Source organism: Aeromonas sp. 600724, assembly GCF_049175135.1.
Lineage (GTDB): Bacteria > Pseudomonadota > Gammaproteobacteria > Enterobacterales > Aeromonadaceae > Aeromonas > Aeromonas veronii_A.
On sequence record NZ_JAAKUM010000005.1, the window covers coordinates 45,928 to 67,956 of the forward strand.

At 57.7% G+C, this 22,029-nt stretch carries 20 protein-coding genes; 4 read left to right on the forward strand and 16 right to left on the reverse strand.

Annotated elements, in window-relative coordinates; all coding sequences use genetic code 11:
• Positions 1–29: 29 nt before the first annotated feature.
• The 15 genes from rnhB to rpsB form a co-directional block, all read right to left on the reverse strand.
• On the reverse strand, positions 30–620 hold the full coding sequence (gene rnhB / locus G5168_RS06155; protein WP_042055124.1) for a ribonuclease HII: 591 nt from the start codon (positions 618–620) through the stop codon (positions 30–32).
• Between the two features lie 119 nt (positions 621–739).
• Entirely contained in the window at positions 740–1,879 is a 1,140-nt protein-coding gene (gene lpxB, locus G5168_RS06160) for a lipid-A-disaccharide synthase (RefSeq protein WP_042055122.1), read from the reverse strand.
• On the reverse strand, positions 1,872–2,663 hold the full coding sequence (lpxA, locus tag G5168_RS06165; RefSeq protein WP_005338557.1) for an acyl-ACP--UDP-N-acetylglucosamine O-acyltransferase: 792 nt from the start codon (positions 2,661–2,663) through the stop codon (positions 1,872–1,874). The genes lpxB and lpxA overlap by 8 nt, the downstream gene beginning before the upstream one ends.
• A gap of 5 nt (positions 2,664–2,668) precedes the next feature.
• Entirely contained in the window at positions 2,669–3,130 is a 462-nt protein-coding gene (fabZ, locus tag G5168_RS06170) for a 3-hydroxyacyl-ACP dehydratase FabZ (RefSeq protein ID WP_005338559.1), read from the reverse strand.
• 24 nt (positions 3,131–3,154) lie between these two features.
• Entirely contained in the window at positions 3,155–4,174 is a 1,020-nt protein-coding gene (lpxD, locus tag G5168_RS06175) for a UDP-3-O-(3-hydroxymyristoyl)glucosamine N-acyltransferase (RefSeq protein WP_042081138.1), read from the reverse strand.
• A gap of 3 nt (positions 4,175–4,177) precedes the next feature.
• Complete coding sequence (locus G5168_RS06180; protein WP_005338563.1) at positions 4,178–4,690, reverse strand: OmpH family outer membrane protein; 513 nt, start codon at positions 4,688–4,690, stop codon at positions 4,178–4,180.
• 149 nt (positions 4,691–4,839) lie between these two features.
• The gene (gene bamA / locus G5168_RS06185; protein WP_421172797.1) at positions 4,840–7,371 is read right to left on the reverse strand and encodes an outer membrane protein assembly factor BamA; all 2,532 of its coding nucleotides are present in this window, start codon (positions 7,369–7,371) and stop codon (positions 4,840–4,842) included.
• A gap of 34 nt (positions 7,372–7,405) precedes the next feature.
• Entirely contained in the window at positions 7,406–8,758 is a 1,353-nt protein-coding gene (gene rseP / locus G5168_RS06190) for a sigma E protease regulator RseP (protein ID WP_266134120.1), read from the reverse strand.
• Positions 8,758–9,954: a 1-deoxy-D-xylulose-5-phosphate reductoisomerase gene (gene ispC, locus G5168_RS06195; RefSeq protein ID WP_005338569.1), complete on the reverse strand. Its 1,197-nt coding sequence runs from the start codon at positions 9,952–9,954 to the stop codon at positions 8,758–8,760. The genes rseP and ispC overlap by 1 nt, the downstream gene beginning before the upstream one ends.
• Positions 9,954–10,811 carry a phosphatidate cytidylyltransferase gene (locus G5168_RS06200; RefSeq protein ID WP_026034918.1) on the reverse strand — a complete coding sequence of 286 codons (858 nt, stop codon included), beginning with the start codon at positions 10,809–10,811 and terminating at the stop codon, positions 9,954–9,956. Before G5168_RS06200 ends, ispC begins: the two co-directional genes overlap by 1 nt.
• Positions 10,812–10,838: 27 nt before the next feature.
• Entirely contained in the window at positions 10,839–11,615 is a 777-nt protein-coding gene (uppS, locus tag G5168_RS06205) for a polyprenyl diphosphate synthase (RefSeq protein ID WP_216951881.1), read from the reverse strand.
• Between the two features lie 72 nt (positions 11,616–11,687).
• Positions 11,688–12,245, reverse strand: coding sequence for a ribosome recycling factor (frr, locus tag G5168_RS06210; RefSeq protein WP_421172796.1), 558 nt, complete (start codon positions 12,243–12,245; stop codon positions 11,688–11,690).
• Between the two features lie 48 nt (positions 12,246–12,293).
• Positions 12,294–13,028: a UMP kinase gene (gene pyrH / locus G5168_RS06215; protein ID WP_005343782.1), complete on the reverse strand. Its 735-nt coding sequence runs from the start codon at positions 13,026–13,028 to the stop codon at positions 12,294–12,296.
• A 71-nt stretch (positions 13,029–13,099) separates the two neighbouring features.
• Positions 13,100–13,981, reverse strand: coding sequence for a translation elongation factor Ts (tsf, locus tag G5168_RS06220; protein ID WP_005343781.1), 882 nt, complete (start codon positions 13,979–13,981; stop codon positions 13,100–13,102).
• A gap of 104 nt (positions 13,982–14,085) precedes the next feature.
• Positions 14,086–14,814 (reverse strand): 30S ribosomal protein S2, encoded by a 729-nt coding sequence (gene rpsB / locus G5168_RS06225; RefSeq protein ID WP_204385178.1) that lies wholly within the window; start codon positions 14,812–14,814, stop codon positions 14,086–14,088.
• Between the two features lie 371 nt (positions 14,815–15,185).
• Between rpsB and map the strand changes: the two genes are divergently transcribed.
• From map to G5168_RS06245, 4 genes are all read left to right on the forward strand, one after another.
• The gene (gene map, locus G5168_RS06230; protein ID WP_216951883.1) at positions 15,186–15,974 is read left to right on the forward strand and encodes a type I methionyl aminopeptidase; all 789 of its coding nucleotides are present in this window, start codon (positions 15,186–15,188) and stop codon (positions 15,972–15,974) included.
• An 84-nt stretch (positions 15,975–16,058) separates the two neighbouring features.
• Positions 16,059–18,695, forward strand: coding sequence for a bifunctional uridylyltransferase/uridylyl-removing protein GlnD (gene glnD, locus G5168_RS06235; protein WP_421251995.1), 2,637 nt, complete (start codon positions 16,059–16,061; stop codon positions 18,693–18,695).
• A gap of 174 nt (positions 18,696–18,869) precedes the next feature.
• A complete protein-coding gene (dapD, locus tag G5168_RS06240; RefSeq protein ID WP_005338581.1) occupies positions 18,870–19,697 on the forward strand; it encodes a 2,3,4,5-tetrahydropyridine-2,6-dicarboxylate N-succinyltransferase in 828 nt (275 codons plus the stop codon).
• A 127-nt stretch (positions 19,698–19,824) separates the two neighbouring features.
• The gene (locus tag G5168_RS06245; RefSeq protein WP_005343775.1) at positions 19,825–20,208 is read left to right on the forward strand and encodes a DUF3461 family protein; all 384 of its coding nucleotides are present in this window, start codon (positions 19,825–19,827) and stop codon (positions 20,206–20,208) included.
• 270 nt (positions 20,209–20,478) lie between these two features.
• Here G5168_RS06245 and ptsG read toward each other — a convergent pair whose 3' ends face one another.
• Entirely contained in the window at positions 20,479–21,909 is a 1,431-nt protein-coding gene (gene ptsG, locus G5168_RS06250; protein ID WP_005338586.1) for a PTS glucose transporter subunit IIBC, read from the reverse strand.
• Positions 21,910–22,029 lie beyond the last annotated feature (120 nt).

The following is a 22,029-nucleotide window of genomic DNA, read 5'->3' on the forward strand; positions in this document are numbered from 1 at the left end:
CTCTCGCTGCTCAAACTAAATGGCATGGTCTACTCGATCCCCAGTGCGCGGCGCACCGGTTTGAAGCTCTTGCGATATTCGGGCAACGGGCCACGCTCGGCCAGAATGGCGAGGTGCTCCGCGGTCGGATAACCCTTGTGACGGGCAAAACCATATTCGGGATGACGACTGTCCAACTCGGTCATCTCCGCATCTCGGGTCACCTTGGCGAGGATAGAAGCGGCGCTGATGGCGGCCACCAGGCTATCGCCCTTGACCACTGCGCGCGCTTCCATCGGCAGCGCCGGGCAGCGGTTGCCATCGATAAAGACCAGCTCGGGCGTCACCTTCAGCCCCGCTACGGCGCGCTGCATCGCCAGCATGGTGGCATGCAGGATGTTGAGCTCGTCGATCTCCTCCGGAGTGGCGCGACCGATGGCCCAGGCGAGCGCTTTCTCTTTGATCTCATCAAACAGCGCCAGCCGCTTCTTCTCGGAGAGCTTCTTGGAGTCAGCCAGCCCGGCAATCGGATTGGCCGGGTCGAGAATGACCGCGGCGGTGACCACGTCACCCACCAGGGGGCCACGGCCCACTTCGTCCACACCGGCAACCAGCTTGTCGTCAGGAATATCGATCATCATCTTGTAGCCTTGAATCAAAACAGGCCCCGTGGGGCCTGACAGGGGTCGACTGGCGCGGCATCACCGCTCGGAAAACGGATTAACGGGCTGCGCGGCGCAATCGACGGTCCGAAATAGCGTTATCTGCCGAGCAGATCCACCACCGCATCGGCGGCCTGCGAGTCGGCATTGCAGCGGATCAGCTGGTGCAGCTCGGTGAAGGTGTTGACCAGCGCACTGTTGTCGTGCTCGAAGTACTTGCTCACCTCTTCCACCAGATTCTCCGGGGTGCACTCGTGCTGGATGAGTTCCGGCACCAGCATGCGACCGGCGAGCAGGTTGGGCAGAGAGACAAATTCGGTCTTTACCAGTCGCTGGGCCAGCCAATAGCTGAAGGGCTTGAGCTTGTAGCCCACCACCATCGGCTTTTTCACCAGCATGGCTTCGAGCGCTGCGGTGCCAGAGGCCAGCATCACCACGTCAGCGGCGATCATCGCCTCGCGGCCCTGCCCTTCCAGCAGCACCATGTCGAGACCCGGCGCTACCTCGGCCTTGATGGCCATAAACTGCTCACGCCGTTTCTGGTTGACCAGCGGCACGATGAAGCCGAGATCCGGATAGCGCACCGTCAGGTGTTTGCACGCCTCGAGAAACAGGGGGGACATAAAGCCCACTTCTGCGGTACGGCTGCCCGGCAGCACTGCCAGCCAGCGGCGATTGGCATCGATACCGAGGTTGCGACGCACGGCGGCCTGATCCGGCACCAATGGAATATCATCCGCCATGGTGTGACCGACAAAACGGCAAGGGGCGTCGAAGCGGTCGTAGAAGGCTTTCTCGAACGGCAGGAAGGCGAGCACCATGTCGGTAGCGGCCTTGATCTTGTGAATGCGGTTCTGGCGCCAGGCCCACACCGAGGGGCTGACATAGTGAACCGTCTTGATACCGGCGCGGCGCAGTTTCAGCTCCACTCCGATATTGAAATCCGGTGCATCCACGCCGATGAAGATATCGGGCGGATTGGCAATAAAGTGGCGCAACAGTTCGCGACGGACCTTGAGAATGCGCGGCAGACGGCCAAGCACCTCGGTGATCCCCATGACGGAGAGCTCTTCCATCTCGAACAGCGCCTTGACGCCGAGGGCCTGCATCCGCGGCCCGGCGATCCCTTCGAACTGCGCATTCGGGTAGCGGGCTTGCAGCTCGCGCACCAGACCGGCAGCCAGAATGTCGCCGGAGACCTCTCCGGCGACGATACCGATACGAACCGGATCAGGCACGGATGATCCCGCGCTCGTTATCTTTGAGGAAGTCCACATAGAGCTGGACGGCCGGTTCGGCTTGCGCCATCTCGATCAGCACCGGCAGCACCTCTTCGATGGTCTTGCCAGAGCGGAAGATCTCTTTGTAGGCACGCTTGACGGCAGAGATCGCCTCAGCGCTGAAACCGCGGCGACGCAGACCTTCAGAGTTGACCCCGAACGGCTTGGCGTAGTTGCCGGCAGCCATCACGTAAGGCGGCACGTCCTTGTTCAGGGCGGCGCAGCCACCGACGAAGGCGTGGGAGCCGACGCGGCCAAACTGATGAATGGCAGAGAGACCACCGAAGATCACGAAGTCACCGATCACCACGTGGCCCGCCAGGGTCGCGTTGTTGGCGAAGATGCAGTTGTCACCGATGATGCAATCGTGGGCAACGTGAACGTTGACCATGAACAGGTTGCCGCTGCCCACCTTGGTCAGGGATTGATCCTGAATGGTGCCACGGTGGAAGGTGCAGTTCTCACGAATGACGTTGTTGTCGCCAATCTCGAGGAAGGTGCGCTCACCGGCGTACTTCTTGTCCTGGCAATCCTCACCGATGGAGGTGTGCTGGAAGATCTTGTTGCCGCGACCAATCTTGGTCGGGCCCTTGATCACCACATGGGAACCTACCCAGGTGTTGTCACCGATTTCCACCTCGGCGCCGATGACAGAAAAGGGGCCGATTTCAACCCCTTTACCGATCACGGCAGACTCATGGACGATGGCTGTATCGTGAATGATGGCAGTCTGGTCGATCACGTGTGTTAAACCTCGCGTTTGGCGCACATCAGCTCGGCGGTACAGACCACTTCACCGTCGACGGTGGCGACACCGGTGAACTTGGCAATACCGCGACGCTCTTTCAGGAACTCCACGTCGAGCACCAGTTGGTCACCGGGGCCGACCGGACGCTTGAAGCGAGCGTTGTCGATTGAGGCAAAATAATAGAGTTCGTTGGGAGACGGCTTGCCCACCATGGTAAAGGCCAGGATACCGGTGGCCTGTGCCATCGCTTCCAGGATCAGTACGCCCGGGAACACCGGCTTGGCCGGGAAGTGCCCCTGGAAGATCGGCTCGTTGAACGAGACGTTCTTGATGGCACGCAGGGTTTTGCGCTCATCGCTGATCTCGTAGTCGTCTACACGATCCACCATCAGAAACGGATAACGGTGGGGCAGCAGATCCATGATTTCCTGGATACCCAGGCTCTTCTTTTCAGTAGTCAAAACAGTACCCTATACCAATCGTGATTATTCTTGATCCAGCTTCTTCTCAAGCTTGCTTAACCGCTTGTGCATCTCTTCGATACGCATCACCCGGGCGGCGGTCTTGCGCCACTCTTTATTGGTTTGCAGAGGGATGCCGGAAGAGTAGACACCGGGCTCGGTAATGGGTCGCATCACCATGGCCATACCGGTAACGGTGGCCTGGTCGCAGATCTCCATATGCCCGTTAAAGACGGAAGCGCCGCCAATGATACAGTATTTGCCGACCTTGAGACTACCAGCCATCACGGTGGAGCCCGCCACGGCGGTGCCGTAACCGATCTCGACGTTGTGGGCGATCTGGCACTGGTTGTCGATGATGACGTTGTCAGCGATGCGGGTATCTTCCAGCGCACCGCGATCAATGGTGGTACAGGCACCGATCTCGACCCGGTTGCCAATGGTCACTCCGCCGAGCTGGGGGATCTTGATCCACTCGCCACGCTCGTTGGCGTAACCGAAACCATCGGCCCCGATCACTGTGCCGGATTGAACCAGACAGTCGGTACCCATGGTCACATTGTGATAGAGGGTGACGTTGGCCCACAGCCGGGAGCGGGCTCCCAGCCGGGTATTTTTGCCAACAAAACAGCCCGGGCCAATGCGTACATCGTCACCCAGCACAACGCCGGATTCGATCACTGCATTGGCGCCGATGGCCACTCTCTCGCCCAGCTGGACGTCGGCCGCGATGACAGCACTCGGATGGATATCCATGGCCGGCTGCGGGGTAGTATCCAGCAGTTGGGCTACCCGGGCAAAACCCACGTATGGATCCTTGAGCACCAGTGCATTGGTGGGACAGAAAGGGAGATCCGCCTCTGTGATAAGCACGGCAGTCGCCTTGCTCTGCTCCAGATAGTGCCGGTACTTCTTGTTGGACAGGAAGGTGATATCCCCCTCCCCGGCCTTTTCCAGTGTCGCTACCTTGCGGATTTCCAGGGTTCCGTCGCCATGGACCTGGGCCCCCAGTTGCTGGGCCAGCTGTGCGAGAGTGAATGCCATCAATTAGTTGCTCTTGCTTACCTGAGAAATAACCTGGCCGGAGATGTCCAGCTTGCTGGCGGCATACGGGGCGGCATTGCGCTCCAGCACCAGATCGTAACCATTGCTCTTGGCGATGGAATCGATGGCAGCCTGCACCTTGGTCAGGATCTTGTTGCGCTCTTCGGACTGACGGCGGCCGTTGTCCTGCTCAAAGGCTTGACGCTTCTGGTTGAACTCCATCTGCAGCTTGGCCAGCTTCTCCTGGTTCTGCTTCTTCTGCTCTGCGCTCATGAAGGCTTCATCCTTGCGGAACTTCTCGACCAGCTTCTGGCCTTCCTGTTCCAGCTTCTGCAGCTCACGCATACGCGGCTCGAATTCACCTTTCAGCTTGGCTGCAACGGCTTCACGCTGGGGCAGCTTTTGGAAGACTTCGCCCATATCCACCACGGCGATCTTGGTCTCAGCGAAGGCAGAACCCATGCCGGCAGCCATCAGTGCAAAGCTCAAACCAGCTACTTTCAACGCTTTATTCACACTTACTCCTTGTTCCCTCATGGCGAGGGCTACCTGATTTACCCGATTATGCAAGCGGCGTTAGGACCGTCTTGTTACCTGGTGAGGCACGCATACCGCGCGTCCCATCATTGAAGACCCCCACCGCATGGGTGGGGGCGAAACTCTGCTTAGAAAGTACGACCGATGTTGAAGGAGAAGACTTCGGTGCGATCCCCTTCATATTTCTTGATCGGCTTGGCCAAGGCAAACACCAGCGGGCCCATCGGCGAGAGCCACTGCAGGGAGACACCGGCAGAGACCCGGATATTGCCCGGGTTGGAGTAGTCCTGGCTCAGATAGTTGCAATCAGAACCGGCGGCGCAAGGATATGCTCCGTTGGCAAAATCAGTGCTCCAGACGGTACCTGCGTCCATAAAGACGGTGGAACGGATCTGCGGACGATAGGTCTCGGAAACAAACGGGGTCGGGAAGACCAGCTCCAGTGAAGCGACGGCCAGAGCGTTACCACCCACCGAGGTGTCGGAACCTTCGTAGTAGCCAGTTTCACACGGCTGAGAACCCGTGCAACTACCAGCACCCGGCTTGTTGTAGGTCTTGTAGATCGCCTTGGGACCAATGGTATTGCTCTTGAAACCACGCACCGTATCGAAACCACCGGCATAGTAGTTCTCGAAGAACGGCAGCATGGAGTCATCGCCATAGCCGTTACCGTAGGAGACACGACCCTTGCCGATCATTACCCAACTGTGATCCGCATCGAGCGGGAAGTAGTGGGCATCTTCGGCAGAGAGCTTGTAGTACTGCAGCTCCATGCCCGGCACGGTCACCTTGGCGTTGATACGCTGACGATCGCCAGAAGTCGGGAACATCCCCTTGTTCAGGGTAGAGCGGGTCCAGCCAGCGGTGACATCAACGGTCACAAAGTCGAGGTTGGAACCATCCTGTGAGTAAGCATTCCAGAACTGATCCATCTGTACCGACTGGCGGTTATCATTCCACTGATCCCAGCAGTAGGTATTGCCATCAGTATCCGGATTGTCCTTCAGACACTCCTGATAGTTCTGGGCATTGAATGACGGACGGCTCAGCTTGGTGCTCTCGATACCGGTACTGAAGTCGAGACGGTTGAACTCGTTGACCGGGAAGCCGCTGGAGAGACGGAAACCGATGGTTTCGTTCTCGTAATCGACGATATCGGCATCATCGGCGCGGAACTGGTTGTAGTAGACCCGACCACCCAGGCTGACACCATCCACGGTGAAGTAGGGGTCGTTGTAGCTCAGGTCAACGTTCTTGGAGTAGTCGTTGGTGCTGGCATTGATGGAGACCTTTTTACCGGTACCCATAAAGTTGTCCTGGGAGATCCCCGCCTGCAGGCTCAGACCCGACTCGGTACCGTAACCGATACCGGCATTGATGGAACCCGCTGGCTGCTCCTTGACCTTGAAGTCGAGGTCAACCAGGTCATCGTTGCCCGGCACCCGTTTGGTGTCCACTTCAACGCTCTCGAAGTAGCCAAGGCGGTTGAGACGGCTCTTGGACTGCTCGATATTGTCGGAGGAGAGCCAGGTGCCTTCCATCTGGCGCATCTCGCGACGCAACACCTGATCTTCGGTGGTTGCGTTACCGCTGAAGTTGATGTTGCGCACATAGACACGGGGGCCCGGCTCAACGTTGACGATCAGCTCCACTTCCTTGGTCTTGTCATTGACCTGCGGGAAGGTGACCACTTTCGGATAGGCATAACCGTAACGGCCGAGGAACTTGGAGAGCACCTCTTCGGTATGAGTCACCTGACTGGCAGAGTAGGTGCTGCCGGCAGCAATCGGGATCAATCCCTTCATCTCGCCACTGCGATCGATCAGGTCACCCTTGAGCTGGACGCCGGAGACCTTGTACTGATCCCCTTCCTTGATGTTGAGCGTGACGTAGACGCCCTTCTTGTCGGGGGTCATGGAGACCTGGGTAGACTCCTGCTGGAAGCGGATATAGCCGCGGTCCATGTAGTAGGAGCGCAGGGTCTCGATATCACCGGCCAGTTTCTGCTTCTGATAGCGCTGATCGGCGGTGAAGTTCCACCAGGGCACTTCGTCGCGCAGGGAGAGCTGGGCAATCAGCTTCTCTTCAGGGAAGACGCTGTTGCCGACGATGTTGATCTGCTGGATCTTGGCCGCTTCCCCTTCCACGAAGGTGAACTTGAGGTCGACCCGGTTGCGCGGCAACGGGGTGACGATGGCCTTGACCTTGGCGGAGTATTTACCCACGCCATAGTAGAAATCTTCCAGTCCCTTCTCGAGGGAAGTGAGTACGGTGCGATCCAGCGGATCACCCACACGAATACCGGAGGACTCCAGACTCTGGGTCAGTTGCTCCTCTTTGATATCCTTGTTGCCGGCAAACTCGATGCTGGAGATGGTTGGACGCTCCTTGACCATCACCTGCAGCACCTGGCCATCACGGTAAACCTTCACATCCTCGAAGTTACCCGAGGCATAGAGCTTTTTGATGGCGCTGGCCAGAGCCACGGAGTCGACGGTATCACCGACCCGGATCGGCAGGTTCAACAGTGCGGCACCCAGGGTCACCCGTTGCAGACCTTCGACCTGGATATCTTGCACCACAAAAGAGGCAGGGGCCGCCTGGGCCAGGAAACTGGCACCCAGCAGGCAACTCAACACCAATGCTTTTTTAACAGCCATTTTGTTCTTATGTGTCCTTGTTGATGCTCTGGCCTCAGAGGCGAGCGAAATCGTTAAACAGCGCAATGCCCATCAATAACATCAGAATGGCGGCACCGATCCTGAAACCCACTTCCTGTATTTTCTCTGATACCGGCTTGCCGGTGACCGCTTCGATCAGGAAATAGACCAGATGGCCACCATCAAGCACCGGCAGGGGGAACAGATTGATAATCCCCAGATTGACGCTGATCAGCGCCAGAAAACTCAAGAAATAGACCAGACCATAGTCGGCACTGCTGCCGGCGCCCTTGGCAATGGAGATGGGGCCACTCAGGTTGTCCAGCGACACGATGCCACCAATCAACTTGCCAATCATGTCAAAGGTGAGCGTGATCAGGCTCCAGGTTTTGTCCGCGCCATGCCACAGCGCCTGCAAAGGCCCATACTGTAACAGAATTCGATATTCATCCGGTAATGGAACCAGTTGCGGTGAGAGACCGACGAATCCCACCAGCTTGCCCTGCACCTTGCGGCTATCCGGGGTCAGGGTCACGTTGAGATCACTGTTGTTGCGCTCAACCACCACTTGAAGGGGTTCGCCCGGTGCCTGCTGCACCAGTTCGACAAACTGGGCCCACGCGGTAATAGGCTGATCGCCGACCTGTTTGATACGGTCACCGACCTGCAGCCCCGCCTTTTCACTGGCACTCTTGGCCACCACTGCAGCCACGACTGGCAGCACTTTGCCACTCAGGGGGACGATCCCCAAGCTGCCGATAGGCGACTCTTTATCCGGATCGAAGGTCCAGCCGGTCAGCGACAAGGTTTTATCGGTGGCATAGCTGGTATTGGGTGCCTGCACCTTGAGAGTCACTGCATCATCACCCAGATGACTTATAAGAGCGTAGGTGACGCTCTCCCAGTCACCGGTCAGCTCATCGCCGACCCCGACAATCTCCATCCCGGGCAGCACACCCGCCTCGGCCACGATGGATGCCGGACGCACTTCACCGATCACCGGCTTGACGCTCGGCACCCCGATGATAAACATCAGCCAGAGGGCAAACAGGGCAAAGACGAAGTTGGCCATGGGACCTGCGGCGACAATCGCCATCCGCGCCCAGACACTCTTGTGGTTGAAGGCATACTGCTCGTCACCGGGCTTGAGTTCATCGACCCGGCCATCGAGCATCTTGACGTAACCACCGAGCGGGATCAGCGCCAGCACATATTCGGTGCCATCTTTACCCATCCGGCGCCAGATCGCCTTGCCAAAACCGATGGAGAAGCGCTCAACCTTGACGCCACAACGACGGGCCACCCAGAAGTGACCAAACTCGTGCACCGCGACCAGCAGGCCCAGCGCAACAACAAAAGCACCGATATTCCACAACACACCGCCCATCAGCCAAGCTCCTCAATCAAAGTGTGAGCACGGGCTCTTGCCGCACCGTCCAGGGCAAACAGATCATCGAGCGAGCCGACGGCGCTGCTCTCCAGCGCCAGCATCACTGCCTCGTTGATCCGGGCAATATCCATAAAACCGATGCGCCCGGCCAGGAAGGCGGCAACCGCCTCCTCGTTGGCCGCATTGAGCGCAGTGGTCGCCGCTTGTCCCTTCTGGCAGGCATTGATGGCCAGCGCCAGACAGGGGTAGCGATCATAATCAGGCCGGATAAAGCTGAACTCTCCGACACTGAAGAAATCCAAAGGTTCCACACTGGAGGGGATGCGATTGGGATAAGCCAGCGCATGGGCGATGGGGGTACACATATCCGGATTGCCAAGCTGGGCCAGCACGGAGCCATCCTTATACTGCACCATGGAGTGGATCACCGACTGCGGGTGGATCACCACCTGGATCTGCTCGGGCGCCGCATTGAACAACCAGCGCGCCTCGATGTACTCCAGCCCCTTGTTGATCATGGTGGCGGAGTCGACCGAAATCTTGGCCCCCATCGACCAGTTGGGATGAGCGATGGCCTGCGCCGGCGTCACCTTCGCCAGCTCGCTGATCTCGGTGTAACGGAACGGACCGCCGGAACCGGTCAGCAAAATCTTGCTGATCCCCGCCGCCGCCAGATCGCAAAAACCGGGCTGGCGCTGCACGGCAGTCGGCAGACACTGGAAGATCGCATTGTGTTCGCTGTCGATGGGTAGCAGCTCGGCGCCATGCTCGCGCACGGCCTCCATGAAGAAAGCACCGGACATCACCAGCGCCTCCTTGTTGGCCAGCAAAATACGCTTTCCGGCACGAACCGCAGCCATGGTCGGGGCCAGTCCGGCCGCCCCCACAATGGCGGCCATCACGCTATGGGCGTCGGGGTGAGCGGCAACCTCGCAGAGGGCTGCTGCACCAGACATGACCCGGGTCGCACTGCCGTGCGCTTTCAGACGGGCAGCCAGTTCACGGGCGGCATCCTCATCGACCATCACGGCAAAACGGGGGGAGAATTCGAGGCAGTCCCGCAACATGGCATCCACGTTGCGGGCGGCGGTCAACGCCAATACTTGCCAACTGCCCGGGTTATGGCGCAGCACTTTCAAGGTACTCTGACCAATGGAGCCAGAGGCCCCCAGAATAACCAGTGACTTGTGCATCAAAACTCCTGACTGAGTAGCAGATAACTGAGCAGAAACACCGGCAGGGCGGCGGTCAGGCTGTCGATCCGGTCGAGAATGCCGCCATGACCCGGCAACAGGGTGCCGGAGTCCTTGATGCCCGCCTCGCGCTTGAACATGCTTTCGGTCAGATCGCCGAGTACGGAGGCTAGCACCGCCAGCAGAGAGCAAAACAGCACGGTGATCATCTTGGCAGGAACAAATCCCATCGACCAGGTGACACCGATGGCCAGCAGGCTGGCGGTAAAGAGGCCGCCGCACATCCCTTCGATGGTTTTGCCCGGACTCACAGCCGGTGCCAGCTTGTGCTTACCGAACGCCTTGCCGAAAAAATACGCGCCAGAATCTGCCGCCCAGACCAGTCCCATCACGAACAACAGGATCCAGGCCCCCATCATGGGGTCATGGTAAAAGTTGTAACCACGGATGGCGACCAGCGACCAGAAGAAGGGAACCAGAGTCACCAGACCAAACAGCGACTTGAGCCAGATAGACTCTTTCCACAGCTTGGCGCTTTGGGGATAGCGCAGCACCAGCAGCAGACCCAGCAGCCACCAGCTTACCGCGGTCCAGAGCACGCCCATCACCAGGGGGTGCAGGTGAGGCGTCCAGAGTTGCTCCACCGGCAGCCAAAAGAGGCTGGCACCGAGCAACAGACAAAATACGATGGGTAACCATTGCTGCGGAGCAGCAGAGACAAACCCACTCCATTCGCGACTGGCCAACAAAAACACCAGCGCTGCCAACAGGGCAAAAAATTTCAATGGCAGAAAGAAGAGCGCCCCCAACACCAGGGGGATCAACATCAAAGCAGTAATAATTCGTTGTTTTAGCAAAAGAAACCTCTCTCTTGGGAGCGGGGTTTAGCCGGTCTGCTGCTCGGCGATCAATTCCCGTATCTGTTCACCCGTGCAACCGAAGCGACGCTCGCGGGCAACGAAAGAGGCAACCGCCTCACTGAACTCGGCCTCGTTGAAATCGGGCCACAATACCGGGGTAAAATAGAGCTCTGCATAGGCGAGCTGCCATAACACAAAGTTGCTGATGCGATGATCGCCACCGGTACGGATCAGGAGATCCACCGGCGGCAGGTCGGCCATACACACTTCGCGACCAAGCATGGATTCATCGATGTCATCGGCGGCCAGTTCACCGGCAACAACCGCGCGGGCCAGCTTGCGAGCCGCCTGAGCGATATCCCACTGGCCGCCATAGTTGGCCGCAATATTCAGGGTCAATCCCTTGTTATTGGCGGTCAAGGCTTCCGCCTTGGCGATTTTGGCCTGCAACCGATCACTGAAGCGAGCGGTATCGCCAATCACCCTGAGCCGGATCCCGTGACTGTGAAGTTTGTTCACCTCGCGGCCCAGCACGGTAATGAACAGCTCCATCAAGGCGCTGACTTCCCCTTCCGGACGACGCCAGTTTTCGCTGGAGAATGCAAACAGGGTCAATGCCTCGATCTTGGCTCGCGCAGCAAAGGTAACGGCCTCGCGCACTGACTTGACGCCCGCCTTGTGGCCATAAACCCGCATCTTGCCTCGGTTCTGGGCCCAGCGACCGTTACCATCCATGATGATGGCGACGTGACGGGGTAAAGACGAGTTGGCACAATCACCCAACGCAGCCAAAAGCGACATGGTTTTCTCCCACAAAGACAAAAGCGCCGTGCAGGGGCACTACACGGCGCTCGTAATATACCTTTCAGACGGTTAGATTTCCATTAGCTCCTTCTCCTTTACGGCAAGGGCCTCATCGACCAGCTTGATGTAGGAGTCAGTCAGTTTCTGGATCTCTTCCTGGGCGCGACGGTCGTCGTCTTCGGAGATCTCTTTGTCCTTCAGCAGCGCTTTCAGGTCGGCGTTGGCATCGCGGCGAATGTTGCGCACGGCAACACGGGCGTTTTCCGCTTCGGCACGGACGATCTTGGTCAGGTCGCGACGGCGCTCTTCGGTCAGCGGCGGCAGCGGCACGCGCAGGGTCTGGCCATTGCTGGAGGGGTTCAGGCCCAGATCGGAGGTCAGGATCGCCTTCTCTACCGCCTGGATCATGGAGCGGTCAAAAATGGAGATGGAGAGGGTGCGAGCATCTTCTGCCACGACGTTGGCCAACTGTTTCAGCGGAGTGGCAGCACCGTAATACTCAACCTGGATGCCGTCGAGCAGGCTCGGGTGAGCACGGCCAGTACGGATCTTGGACATCTGGGTCTTGAGTGATTCGACACTCTTGCCCATACGCTCCTTGGCGTCGTTTTTAATCTCGTTGATCACAGCGGTTTTCCTTTTGGCGAACGAGCCGCCATGCGGCTCGCATCTATATTATTTGCTGACGTAATGGATCAGGGTACCTTCCGGCTCACCCATGATAACCCGGCGCAAAGCGCCCGGCTTGTTCATGTTGAACACCCGGATCGGCAGATCATGGTCACGTGCCAGAGTAAAAGCAGCAAGATCCATCACCTTGAGCTCTTTTTCAAGAACTTCATCATAACTCAATTCATGGTACAGCACGGCATCCGGATTCTTGACTGGATCTTCGTTGTATACACCATCAACCTTGGTGGCCTTGAGCACTACATCGGCTTCGATCTCGATCCCGCGCAGGCAAGCCGCAGAATCGGTAGTGAAGAAGGGGTTGCCAGTACCGGCAGAGAAGATCACCACTTTGCCTGCACGCAGCTGGCTGATTGCCTCGGCCCAGCTGTAGGAATCACAAACCCCTTGCAGGGAAATGGCAGACATCAGACGGGCATTCACATAAGCACGATGCAGAGCATCACGCATGGCCAGACCGTTCATCACGGTTGCCAGCATACCCATGTGGTCGCCCACCACGCGGTTCATGCCCGCCTTGGCAAGACCGGCACCACGGAACAGGTTGCCGCCACCGATGACCAGACCGACCTGAACACCCAGCTCAACCAGCTCTTTGATCTCTTGGGCCATCCGCTCCAGCACTGCCGGATCAATGCCGAAACCCTCGGATCCTTGCAGGGCTTCACCACTCAACTTCAGAAGAACACGTCTGTATGCAGGTTTGGGATTGGTACTCATGTCACTGATTCCTGGTCATATAAAGACCGCGACATAAGTCGCGGTCTGGGGAAACGGAAAAACCGGTTCGATTAGGCCTTTTGAGCGGCCGCGATTTGGGCTGCAACTTCAGCAGCGAAATCGGTCTCTTGCTTCTCGATGCCTTCGCCCACTTCGAAACGGGTGAAGGAGACAACGTCAGCGCCTTCTTTCTTCAGCAGCTCGGCAACAGTCATGGAAGGATCTTTCACGAACGGCTGACCAGTCAGGGAAACCTCACCGGTGAACTTCTTCATGCGACCTTCAACCATCTTCTCGGCGATCTCTTTCGGCTTGCCGGAGTTGATGGCGATGTCGATCTGGATTTCGCGCTCTTTGGCAACGACTTCAGCAGATACATCTTCAGGCTTGACGAATTGCGGGCTGTTGGCTGCAACGTGCATGGCCAGATCTTTGGCCAGTTCGTCGGAACCACCGGTCAGCTTGGTGATAACACCGATGCGGGAACCGTGAACGTAGGTGCCCAGGTTGTCACCTTCAACCAGCATCACGCGACGCAGGTTCATGTTCTCACCGATCTTGGCGATCAGGTTGGTGATGGTCAGCTCTACGGATTCGCCGTTGCCAAAATCAGCGGCTTTCAGCGCATCAACGTCTGCGATCTTCTGGGTAGCTGCGATCTCGACGATCTTCTGACCCATGGCCAGGAAACCGGCATCCTTGGAAACGAAGTCAGTCTCGCAGTTCAGCTCGATCATGACGGCAACGTTGCCTTCGGTACGGGCGAAAATCACACCTTCAGCGGCGATACGGCCAGCTTTCTTGGCGGCTTTGGCCTGACCGGATTTACGCATGTTCTCGATGGCCAGCTCGATATCGCCGTTGGCCTCTTCCAGTGCTTTTTTGCAATCCATCATGCCAGCGGCGGTGCGCTCGCGCAGTTCTTTTACCAGGGCGGCAGAAATGTTTGCCATGTCCAGTATCCTCGGTCTTGAATTGACAAGAAACAGGGGCCACAAGGGCCCCTGCTAACCAATTACATCAGCTTGGTTAATAAGGGCTTTGCAGACCTTATCAATTACTCAGCTTCAACGAAGCCATCTTGTTCGGCTTGAACAACGATGTCCTGCTCGCGAGCTTCCAGTACGGTGTCAGCAGCAGCATTCAGGTACAGCTGTACGGCACGGATAGCGTCGTCGTTACCCGGGATGACGTAATCAACGCCGTCCGGGTTGGAGTTGGTATCAACGATGGAAACTACCGGGATACCCAGGTTGTTGGCTTCTTTGATAGCGATGTGCTCGTGGTCGGCATCGACAACGAACAGAACGTCAGGCAGGCCGCCCATGTTCTTGATACCACCCAGGCTCTTCTCCAGCTTTTCCATTTCGCGAGTACGCATCAGCGCCTCTTTCTTGGTCAGCTTCTCGAAGGTACCGTCCTGGCTCTGGGTTTCCAGATCTTTCAGGCGCTTGATGGACTGACGAACGGTTTTCCAGTTGGTCAACATGCCGCCCAGCCAGCGGTGGTTAACATAGAACTGGTCGCAACGCTCAGCGGCTTCTTTTACGGCTTCAGACGCGGCACGCTTGGTACCTACGAACAGTACCTTGCCTTTCTTGGCAGCTACGGAGCTGATGAAGTTCATGGCATCGTCAAACATCGGAACGGTTTTTTCCAGGTTGATGATGTGAACTTTGCTGCGGGCACCGAAGATGTAGGATTTCATTTTCGGGTTCCAGTAACGAGTCTGGTGACCGAAGTGAACGCCGGCTTGCAGCATGTCGCGCATAGAAACTTTAGCCATTTTATACCTCTATATTGGGGTTAGGCCTCCACACATCCCATATAACCGACCCGTTAAGGCACCCCGGCATATGTGTCGATGTGTGTGTGTTGTTTAAGTAAGGGTGATGAAATCGGGACGCAAGTTCCCCATTCCGGCGCGCTTTATACCATAACTTTGTTCAGGACACCACCGGCCGACACTCTAAACAGGTGTAAATCTGGATCCCGCCAGAGGAGGTTGCGACTGCCATTTGACGCTGTGATGACAATCACACTGGAAGTACGCGGGGGTTGCGGATAAAATTTTGGCCTGATTGCAAACGCATCTATTTTTCATTACCTGATTGCCGGACATCGATAGATGCGCGATCAGGTCCCAAGAGAGATCCCATGTCCATTAAAATCAAGACACCGGAAGAGATTGAAAAGATGCGCGTTGCCGGCCAATTGGCCGCCGATGTGCTGGTCATGATTGCGCCCCATGTCAAAGCTGGCGTCACCACTGACGAACTGAACACCCTCTGCCACAACTATATTGTCGACGTGCAGCAGGCCATCCCGGCCCCGCTCAACTATCACGGTTTCCCCAAATCCATCTGTACCTCGGTGAACGATGTGATCTGCCACGGCATCCCGAACCACAAGAAGCTGCGTGATGGCGACATCATCAACCTCGACATCACCGTTATCAAGGATGGCTACCACGGCGATACCTCGGCCATGTTCATCGTGGGGGAAACCACCCCGCTGCGCCGCCAGCTCTGCAAGGTTGCGCAAGAGAGCCTCTACGCTGCCATCAAGAAGGTGCGTCCGGGTGCCTGCATCACCGAAATTGGCGCCGTGATCCAGCCCATCGTCGAGAAGGCCGGCTTCTCCGTGGTGCGTGACTACTGCGGCCACGGCATCGGTGCCGAGTTCCACGAAGAGCCGCAGATCCTGCACTACCGCAACAGTGGCAAGCTGGAGCTGAAAGCAGGCATGTGCTTCACCATCGAGCCGATGGTCAACAGCAAGAAGTATCACTGCAAGGTCAATCCGAAGGATGGCTGGACCGTGACCACCAAGGATGGCGGCGACTCCGCCCAGTGGGAACACACCCTGCTGGTGACCGAGGATGGCTGCGAGGTACTGACCCTGCGCCCGGACGACACTATCGACCGCTTCATCAAACACAGCTAACATCGAACCCCGGCCCTTGTGAAAAGCGCCGGGGTTTTTACTGCCTGTTTCAGCCAGATGCCTGCCACTTGTGTGTGAGATGCCATGGACGCCAGCCTGCTTTCCCCCCATTTGTTACCCGATGATCAGCTCACCCGCGATAACTGCAAAGAGTACCTGAGCCGCTTTCTCGGCTGGCTGCACGCCCGTTTCGATGCCGGTGACAACATCATCGAGCTGGTTGCCACCCGCTCCGAATACATGGATCAGTTGCTCTGCCGCCTGTGGCAGAAGTTTGGCTTCGACAAGAGCGACCTGACCCTGATCGCGGTGGGGGGCTATGGCCGCGGCGAGCTGCACCCCCACTCCGATATCGACCTGCTGATCCTCTATGACGGCGACGAACTGGACGAAGTGTTGGGACTACGCATTGGCGAGTTCATCACCCTGTTGTGGGATCTCAAGCTGGAGGTGGGTCAGGCGGTGCGCAACGTGGCGGAGTGCCTCGAGCAGGGGCGCGCCGATATTACGGTCGCCACCAACCTCATCGAGGCCCGCTACATCACTGGTCGCCAAGAGGGCTTTCGGCAACTGAAAGAGGCCACCGGCCCCCAGCACTTCTGGCCAAGTGAAGCCTTCTTTCGTGCCAAGCGCCAAGAGCAGGCGGAGCGGCACCAGCAGTTTCTCGGTACCGCCTACAAACTGGAGCCGGATCTCAAGTGCAATCCGGGCGGCCTGCGCGACATTCAGACCCTGGCCTGGGTCGCCCGTCGCCACTTCGGCGCCACCACCTTGTTCGAGATGACCAGCCACGGCTTTCTCAACCGCGCCGAGTATCGTGAGCTGCTCGACTGCCAGAATTTTCTCTGGAAGGTGCGCTTTGCCCTGCACATGGCCATCAACAAGGGAGATAACCGCCTGCTGTTCGATCGCCAGCGCACAGTAGCCCAGATGTTGGGGTTCGAGGGGGAAGGCAACACTCCGGTCGAACAGATGATGAAACGCTTCTATCAGACGGTGCGGCGGGTCTCCGAGCTCAACGAGATGCTGCTGCAGCTGTTTGACGAAGCCATCCTCGGCAACACCGCCATGGATGTGCGCCGCCTCTCCGACGAGTTCCAGCTCCGTGGCCGCCTCATCGATGCGGTGGATGCGGAACTGTTCAGCCGTGAACCGGCCGCTATCCTGCGCCTCTTCTATCAGATGGCCCAGCATCCCGAGATTGCGGGTATCCACTCGGCCACCCTGCGCCAGCTGCGCGAGGCGCGGCGCAAACTCAACTGCTGGTTGCAGGACTTGCCTGACTGCCGTCGCCTGTTTATGGCGCTGCTGCGCCATCCCAACGGCATCGGCCTGCCGCTCACCCTGATGCACAAATACGGCATCCTCGCCGCCTATCTGCCGCAATGGAACCTCATCGTCGGCCAGATGCAGTTCGACATGTTCCACGCCTACACGGTAGATGAGCACACCCACCGGCTGCTCAAAAACATTCACCAGTTCCCCAATCCGGCCAGTCGCCAGAGCCACCCGCTCTGCCACGAGGTCTTCACCCGGCTGCGCAAACCTGAGCTGCTCAGCATCGCCGCCCTGTTCCACGATATCGCCAAGGGGCGGCGCGGCGATCACTCGGAGCTCGGCGCCGTCGATGCGCTGGAGTTCTGCCAGCTGCACGGCCTCGATCGCTACGAGAGCCGACTGGTCGCCTGGCTGGTGCGCCACCATCTGCTGATGTCGGTCACCGCCCAGCGCCGCGATATCTACGATACCGACGTGGTCACCGATTTTGCCCAGAAGGTGCGCGACGAACAGCATCTCGACCTGCTCTACTGCCTCACCGTGGCCGATATCTGCGCCACCAACGATACCTTGTGGAACGACTGGAAGGGCACCCTGCTGCGGGAACTCTACTTCGCCACCCAGAAGGCGCTGCGCCAGGGGCTGGAGAACCCGCCCGACATGCGGCTGCGCATTCGCGAAAACCAGCGTCAGGCCAAGCAACTGCTGGCGCAACGGGATGTATCGGAAGAGGCAATCAACCAGCTCTGGGCCGATTTCAAGGCCGACTACTTCCTGCGTCATAGCCCGGAGCAGATCGCCTGGCACTGCCGCCACATCATCGAGCATGGCGACAATCCTGCTCCGCTGGTGATCATCGGCAAACACCCGACCCGCGGCGGCAGCGAGGTATTTATCTACTGCCGCGATACCCCGAATCTGTTTGCCACCGTCGCCTCGGCACTGGATCAGAAGAACCTCAACATCCACGACGCCCAGATCATGAACTCGCGCAGCAACTATGTGCTCGATACCTTCGTGGTGCTGGAGCCGAGCGGCGAGCCCATCAGCCCCAATCGCACTGCCACCATCAAGAAGGCGCTGGAGAAGGCGCTGCTGGAGCCTGGCAAGCTGGTGCTGCGCAATAAGCCGTTGTCACGGCGCCACCGCCAGTTCAGCGTACCGACCCGGGTAGTCTTCCTGCCTCATAAAGGGGAGAGCCGTCACACCCTGATGGAGCTGACTGCCCTCGATACTCCCGGCCTGCTGGCCCGGATCGGTGCCGTTTTCCAGCAGTGCGGACTGTCGCTACATGCCGCCAAAATTGCCACTTTCGGTGAGAGGGTCGAGGACTTTTTCAGCCTGACCAGCCTCGATGGCGAGCCATTGACCGCCGAGCAGCAAAAACAGCTGGAAGAGCGACTGGTACACCAACTCAACCCCCAGCAGTCGGTACTGGATTAAGCGAAGAGTGATTCGAAAGAGGCTGGTTGTCGGGCGTTTTTTGCCATGCCAAACAACTGGTTGGCGCACACCGGATGAAGAAATGGCCGCTGGCCGGAAGAATTCCGGTCAACCCCTTAAAAACAGTCGGAAAAGTGTGATACAACAAACAGAATTTTTTAAAGGAAACCTGTTATGACCGAGTTGCAACAGATCATTGAAGCGGCCTTCGAGCGCCGCGACACCATTACTCCGGGCTCCGTGGATAGCGCCACCAAGTCCGCCATCCTGCAAGCCATCGACCTGCTGGACTCCGGCAAGGCACGGGTTGCCGAGAAGATTGCCGGTGAGTGGGTTGTCCATCAGTGGTTGAAGAAAGCGGTACTGCTCTACTTCCGCATCAACGACAACGGCATCATCAAGGGCGACGATGCCCAGTACTACGACAAGGTTCCCCTCAAGTTCTCCAACTATACCGCCGAGCAGTTCAAGGAAGCGGGTGTGCGCGTGGTGCCGCCGGCGACCGCCCGCAAAGGCTCCTTTATCGCCCCCAATACCGTGCTGATGCCCTCCTATGTCAACATCGGCGCCTTCGTTGACGAAGGTACCATGGTCGATACCTGGGCTACTGTCGGCTCTTGCGCCCAGATCGGTAAGAACGTCCACCTCTCCGGCGGCGTCGGCATCGGCGGCGTACTGGAACCGCTGCAGGCCAACCCGACCATCATCGAAGACAACTGCTTTATCGGCGCCCGCTCCGAAGTGGTTGAAGGGGTCATCGTCGAGGAAGGTTCCGTCATCTCCATGGGCGTCTTCATCGGCCAGTCCACCCGCATCTATGACCGTGAAACTGGCGAAATCCACTACGGCCGCGTACCGGCTGGCTCCGTGGTCGTCTCCGGCTCCCTGCCCTCCAAATGCGGCAAGTACAGCCTCTACGCGGCGGTGATCGTCAAGAAGGTCGATGCCAAGACTCGCGCCAAAGTCGGCATTAACGCCCTGCTGCGCTCCATCGACGAGTAATCAGCATAGCTGTGATGAAAAGGGCGCCTGATGGCGCCCTTTTGATTTTGGCGCCCTTGTCACAGGCAAGCCATGAGGCATCGGTTAAGATGGATGGGACAGGATCGTTTCAAACCGAGGAAGCCTGATGTACGAGAATCTCAAGAGCCTGGGGATCCAGGATCCCACCTCAGTGGACAGCTATACCCTGCGCCAGGAGGCCAACCACGACATCCTCAAGATCTACTTCAAAAAGCAGAAGGGCGAGTTCTTCGCCAAGAGTGTCAAATTCAAGTATCCCCGCCAGCGCAAGACCATGCTGGTCGACTCCGGTACCCACGAGTACAAGGATGTCACCGAGATCAACGCCAACCTCAAATACGTGGTAGATGAACTCGACAGCCTGACCCAAGGTATCCATCTGCAGGCCGATCCGGACATCAAACAGAAGATCCTGCGCGACCTGCGCCATCTGGAAAAAGTGGTGCAGAACAAGATCAGCGAAATCGAGCGGGATCTCGAGAAACTCTAGCCACACCGATTCGACAAAAGAGCGCCCTGGTGGCGCTCTTTTTATTGGCTGGCTTTATGGGGATATGGGGTTATCTGGCAATGCCGTGCGATAAGGTGAGCGGAGCACACCACCTTGTGCTGTTGGGCCACCATTGAGCAACCCGTTACACATAGCCCCTTGGAAAACACAACCCCTGCCAAGCCCCGAGACACGCTACAAGCAACCACAAATAGCAAGAGGGAGGCTTTCGCCTCCCTCTTCAAACACGCTGATATTCAGGCAACAGAATTAGTTGCTCTTCATCCAGATGTCCATGTCGGTTTTCAGGTTGTCAGACTTGGTACCAAAGATGGCTTGAACGCCGGAACCAGCCACAACCACACCGGCTGCACCCAGCTTCTTCAGACCAGCCTGGTCAACTTTGGCAACATCTTTTACGCCAACACGCAGACGGGTGATGCAGGCATCCAGAGAAGCGATGTTCTCTTTACCACCGAAGGCGGCAACCAGAGCAGCAGACATCTCGTCTTTGCCTTGGCCAACGGCCTCTTCAGCAGTCTCGTCTTCACGACCCGGGGTTTTCAGGTTCATGGCACGGATAACGAAGCTGAATACGACGTAGTAGATGGCCGCGTAAACCAGACCCAGACCAACCAGCAGCAGCATGTTGTCGGCACGCGGTGATTGCACCACGAAGTCGATGAAACCGTTGGAGAAGGTGTGACCGTGTACGATCCCCAGAGAGTTGGTCAGCACATAAGCCAGACCAGCCAGTACAGCGTGGATGGCGTACAGAACCGGAGCGATGAACAGGAAGGAGAATTCAATCGGCTCGGTGATACCGGTCAGGAAAGAGGTCAGGGCTGCAGAGGCCATGATACCAACGATCTTGGCACGGTTTTCCGGCTTGGCAGCGTGAGCAATGGCGAACGCAGCAGCAGGCAGACCGAACATTTTGAACAGGTAGCCACCAGCCAGCTGACCAAAGCCGTTACCGGCAGCGCGGGACGCATCATCAGCAGTCAGGAAGCAGGTCATGATACCGTGAACAGTTTCACCAGCACCGTTGACACAGGTACCCGCCTGATAGAAGAACGGTACGTTCCAGATGTGGTGCAGACCGAACGGGATCAGGGAGCGCTCAACCACGCCGTAGATACCGAAGGCCAGTACCGGGTTCTGGTTGGCAGCCCAGTCAGAGAAGGCACCGATGGCGCCACCCACTGGCGGCCAAATCACGGACAGGATCACACCCAGACCGATGGAGAGGAAACCGGTGATGATGGGTACGGCACGTTTGCCCGCGAAGAAGCCCAGGTACTCTGGCAGCTGGATCTTGTAGAAACGGTTGAAGGCCCAGGCAGCAATACCACCGGCCAGGATACCACCCAGCACGCCGGTTTCGATGGTTTCAACACCCATCACAGGTGCCATGACCTTCAGGGTTGCGACCATGATGCCGTAGCCAACGATGGCTGACAGACCGGATACACCGTCGTTATTGGTAAAGCCCAGAGCAACACCCACTGCGAACAGCAGGGCCATCTGGCCAAATACAGAACCACCGGCTTGCTCCATCAATTGGGAGACAATTTCCGGCATCCAGCTGAAGTGGGCAGCACCCACCCCCAGCAGAATACCTGCGACTGGCAAGACTGATACTGGCAGCATCAGCGCCTTACCAACCTTTTGCAGATTAGAGAAAGCATTTTTGAACATTGTGTGCGCTCCTGAATGGATTGTCGTCCCTGAACGATCTATCTGGATGAAATAAGCACTGATTCATTCAGATATCTTCGAGTCGGGCTTGTTTATTTTGACCATCAGAATATAACCCAG

What these genes read in the sequence shown, in the direction of transcription:
- lpxD (WP_042081138.1), bottom strand. Translation starts at nt 4,174, where the DNA reads ATGGCATTCACTCTCGCACAGCTGGCCCAGCAACTGGGGGCCCAGGTC.
- ptsG (WP_005338586.1), bottom strand. Translation starts at nt 21,909, where the DNA reads ATGTTCAAAAATGCTTTCTCTAATCTGCAAAAGGTTGGTAAGGCGCTG.
- bamA (WP_421172797.1), bottom strand. Translation starts at nt 7,371, where the DNA reads ATGGCTGTTAAAAAAGCATTGGTGTTGAGTTGCCTGCTGGGTGCCAGT.
- glnD (WP_421251995.1), top strand. Translation starts at nt 16,059, where the DNA reads ATGGACGCCAGCCTGCTTTCCCCCCATTTGTTACCCGATGATCAGCTC.
- pyrH (WP_005343782.1), bottom strand. Translation starts at nt 13,028, where the DNA reads ATGAGTACCAATCCCAAACCTGCATACAGACGTGTTCTTCTGAAGTTG.
- map (WP_216951883.1), top strand. Translation starts at nt 15,186, where the DNA reads ATGTCCATTAAAATCAAGACACCGGAAGAGATTGAAAAGATGCGCGTT.
- rnhB (WP_042055124.1), bottom strand. Translation starts at nt 620, where the DNA reads ATGATGATCGATATTCCTGACGACAAGCTGGTTGCCGGTGTGGACGAA.
- dapD (WP_005338581.1), top strand. Translation starts at nt 18,870, where the DNA reads ATGACCGAGTTGCAACAGATCATTGAAGCGGCCTTCGAGCGCCGCGAC.
- rpsB (WP_204385178.1), bottom strand. Translation starts at nt 14,814, where the DNA reads ATGGCTAAAGTTTCTATGCGCGACATGCTGCAAGCCGGCGTTCACTTC.
- tsf (WP_005343781.1), bottom strand. Translation starts at nt 13,981, where the DNA reads ATGGCAAACATTTCTGCCGCCCTGGTAAAAGAACTGCGCGAGCGCACC.
- uppS (WP_216951881.1), bottom strand. Translation starts at nt 11,615, where the DNA reads ATGTCGCTTTTGGCTGCGTTGGGTGATTGTGCCAACTCGTCTTTACCC.
- ispC (WP_005338569.1), bottom strand. Translation starts at nt 9,954, where the DNA reads ATGCACAAGTCACTGGTTATTCTGGGGGCCTCTGGCTCCATTGGTCAG.
- rseP (WP_266134120.1), bottom strand. Translation starts at nt 8,758, where the DNA reads ATGGGCGGTGTGTTGTGGAATATCGGTGCTTTTGTTGTTGCGCTGGGC.
- G5168_RS06245 (WP_005343775.1), top strand. Translation starts at nt 19,825, where the DNA reads ATGTACGAGAATCTCAAGAGCCTGGGGATCCAGGATCCCACCTCAGTG.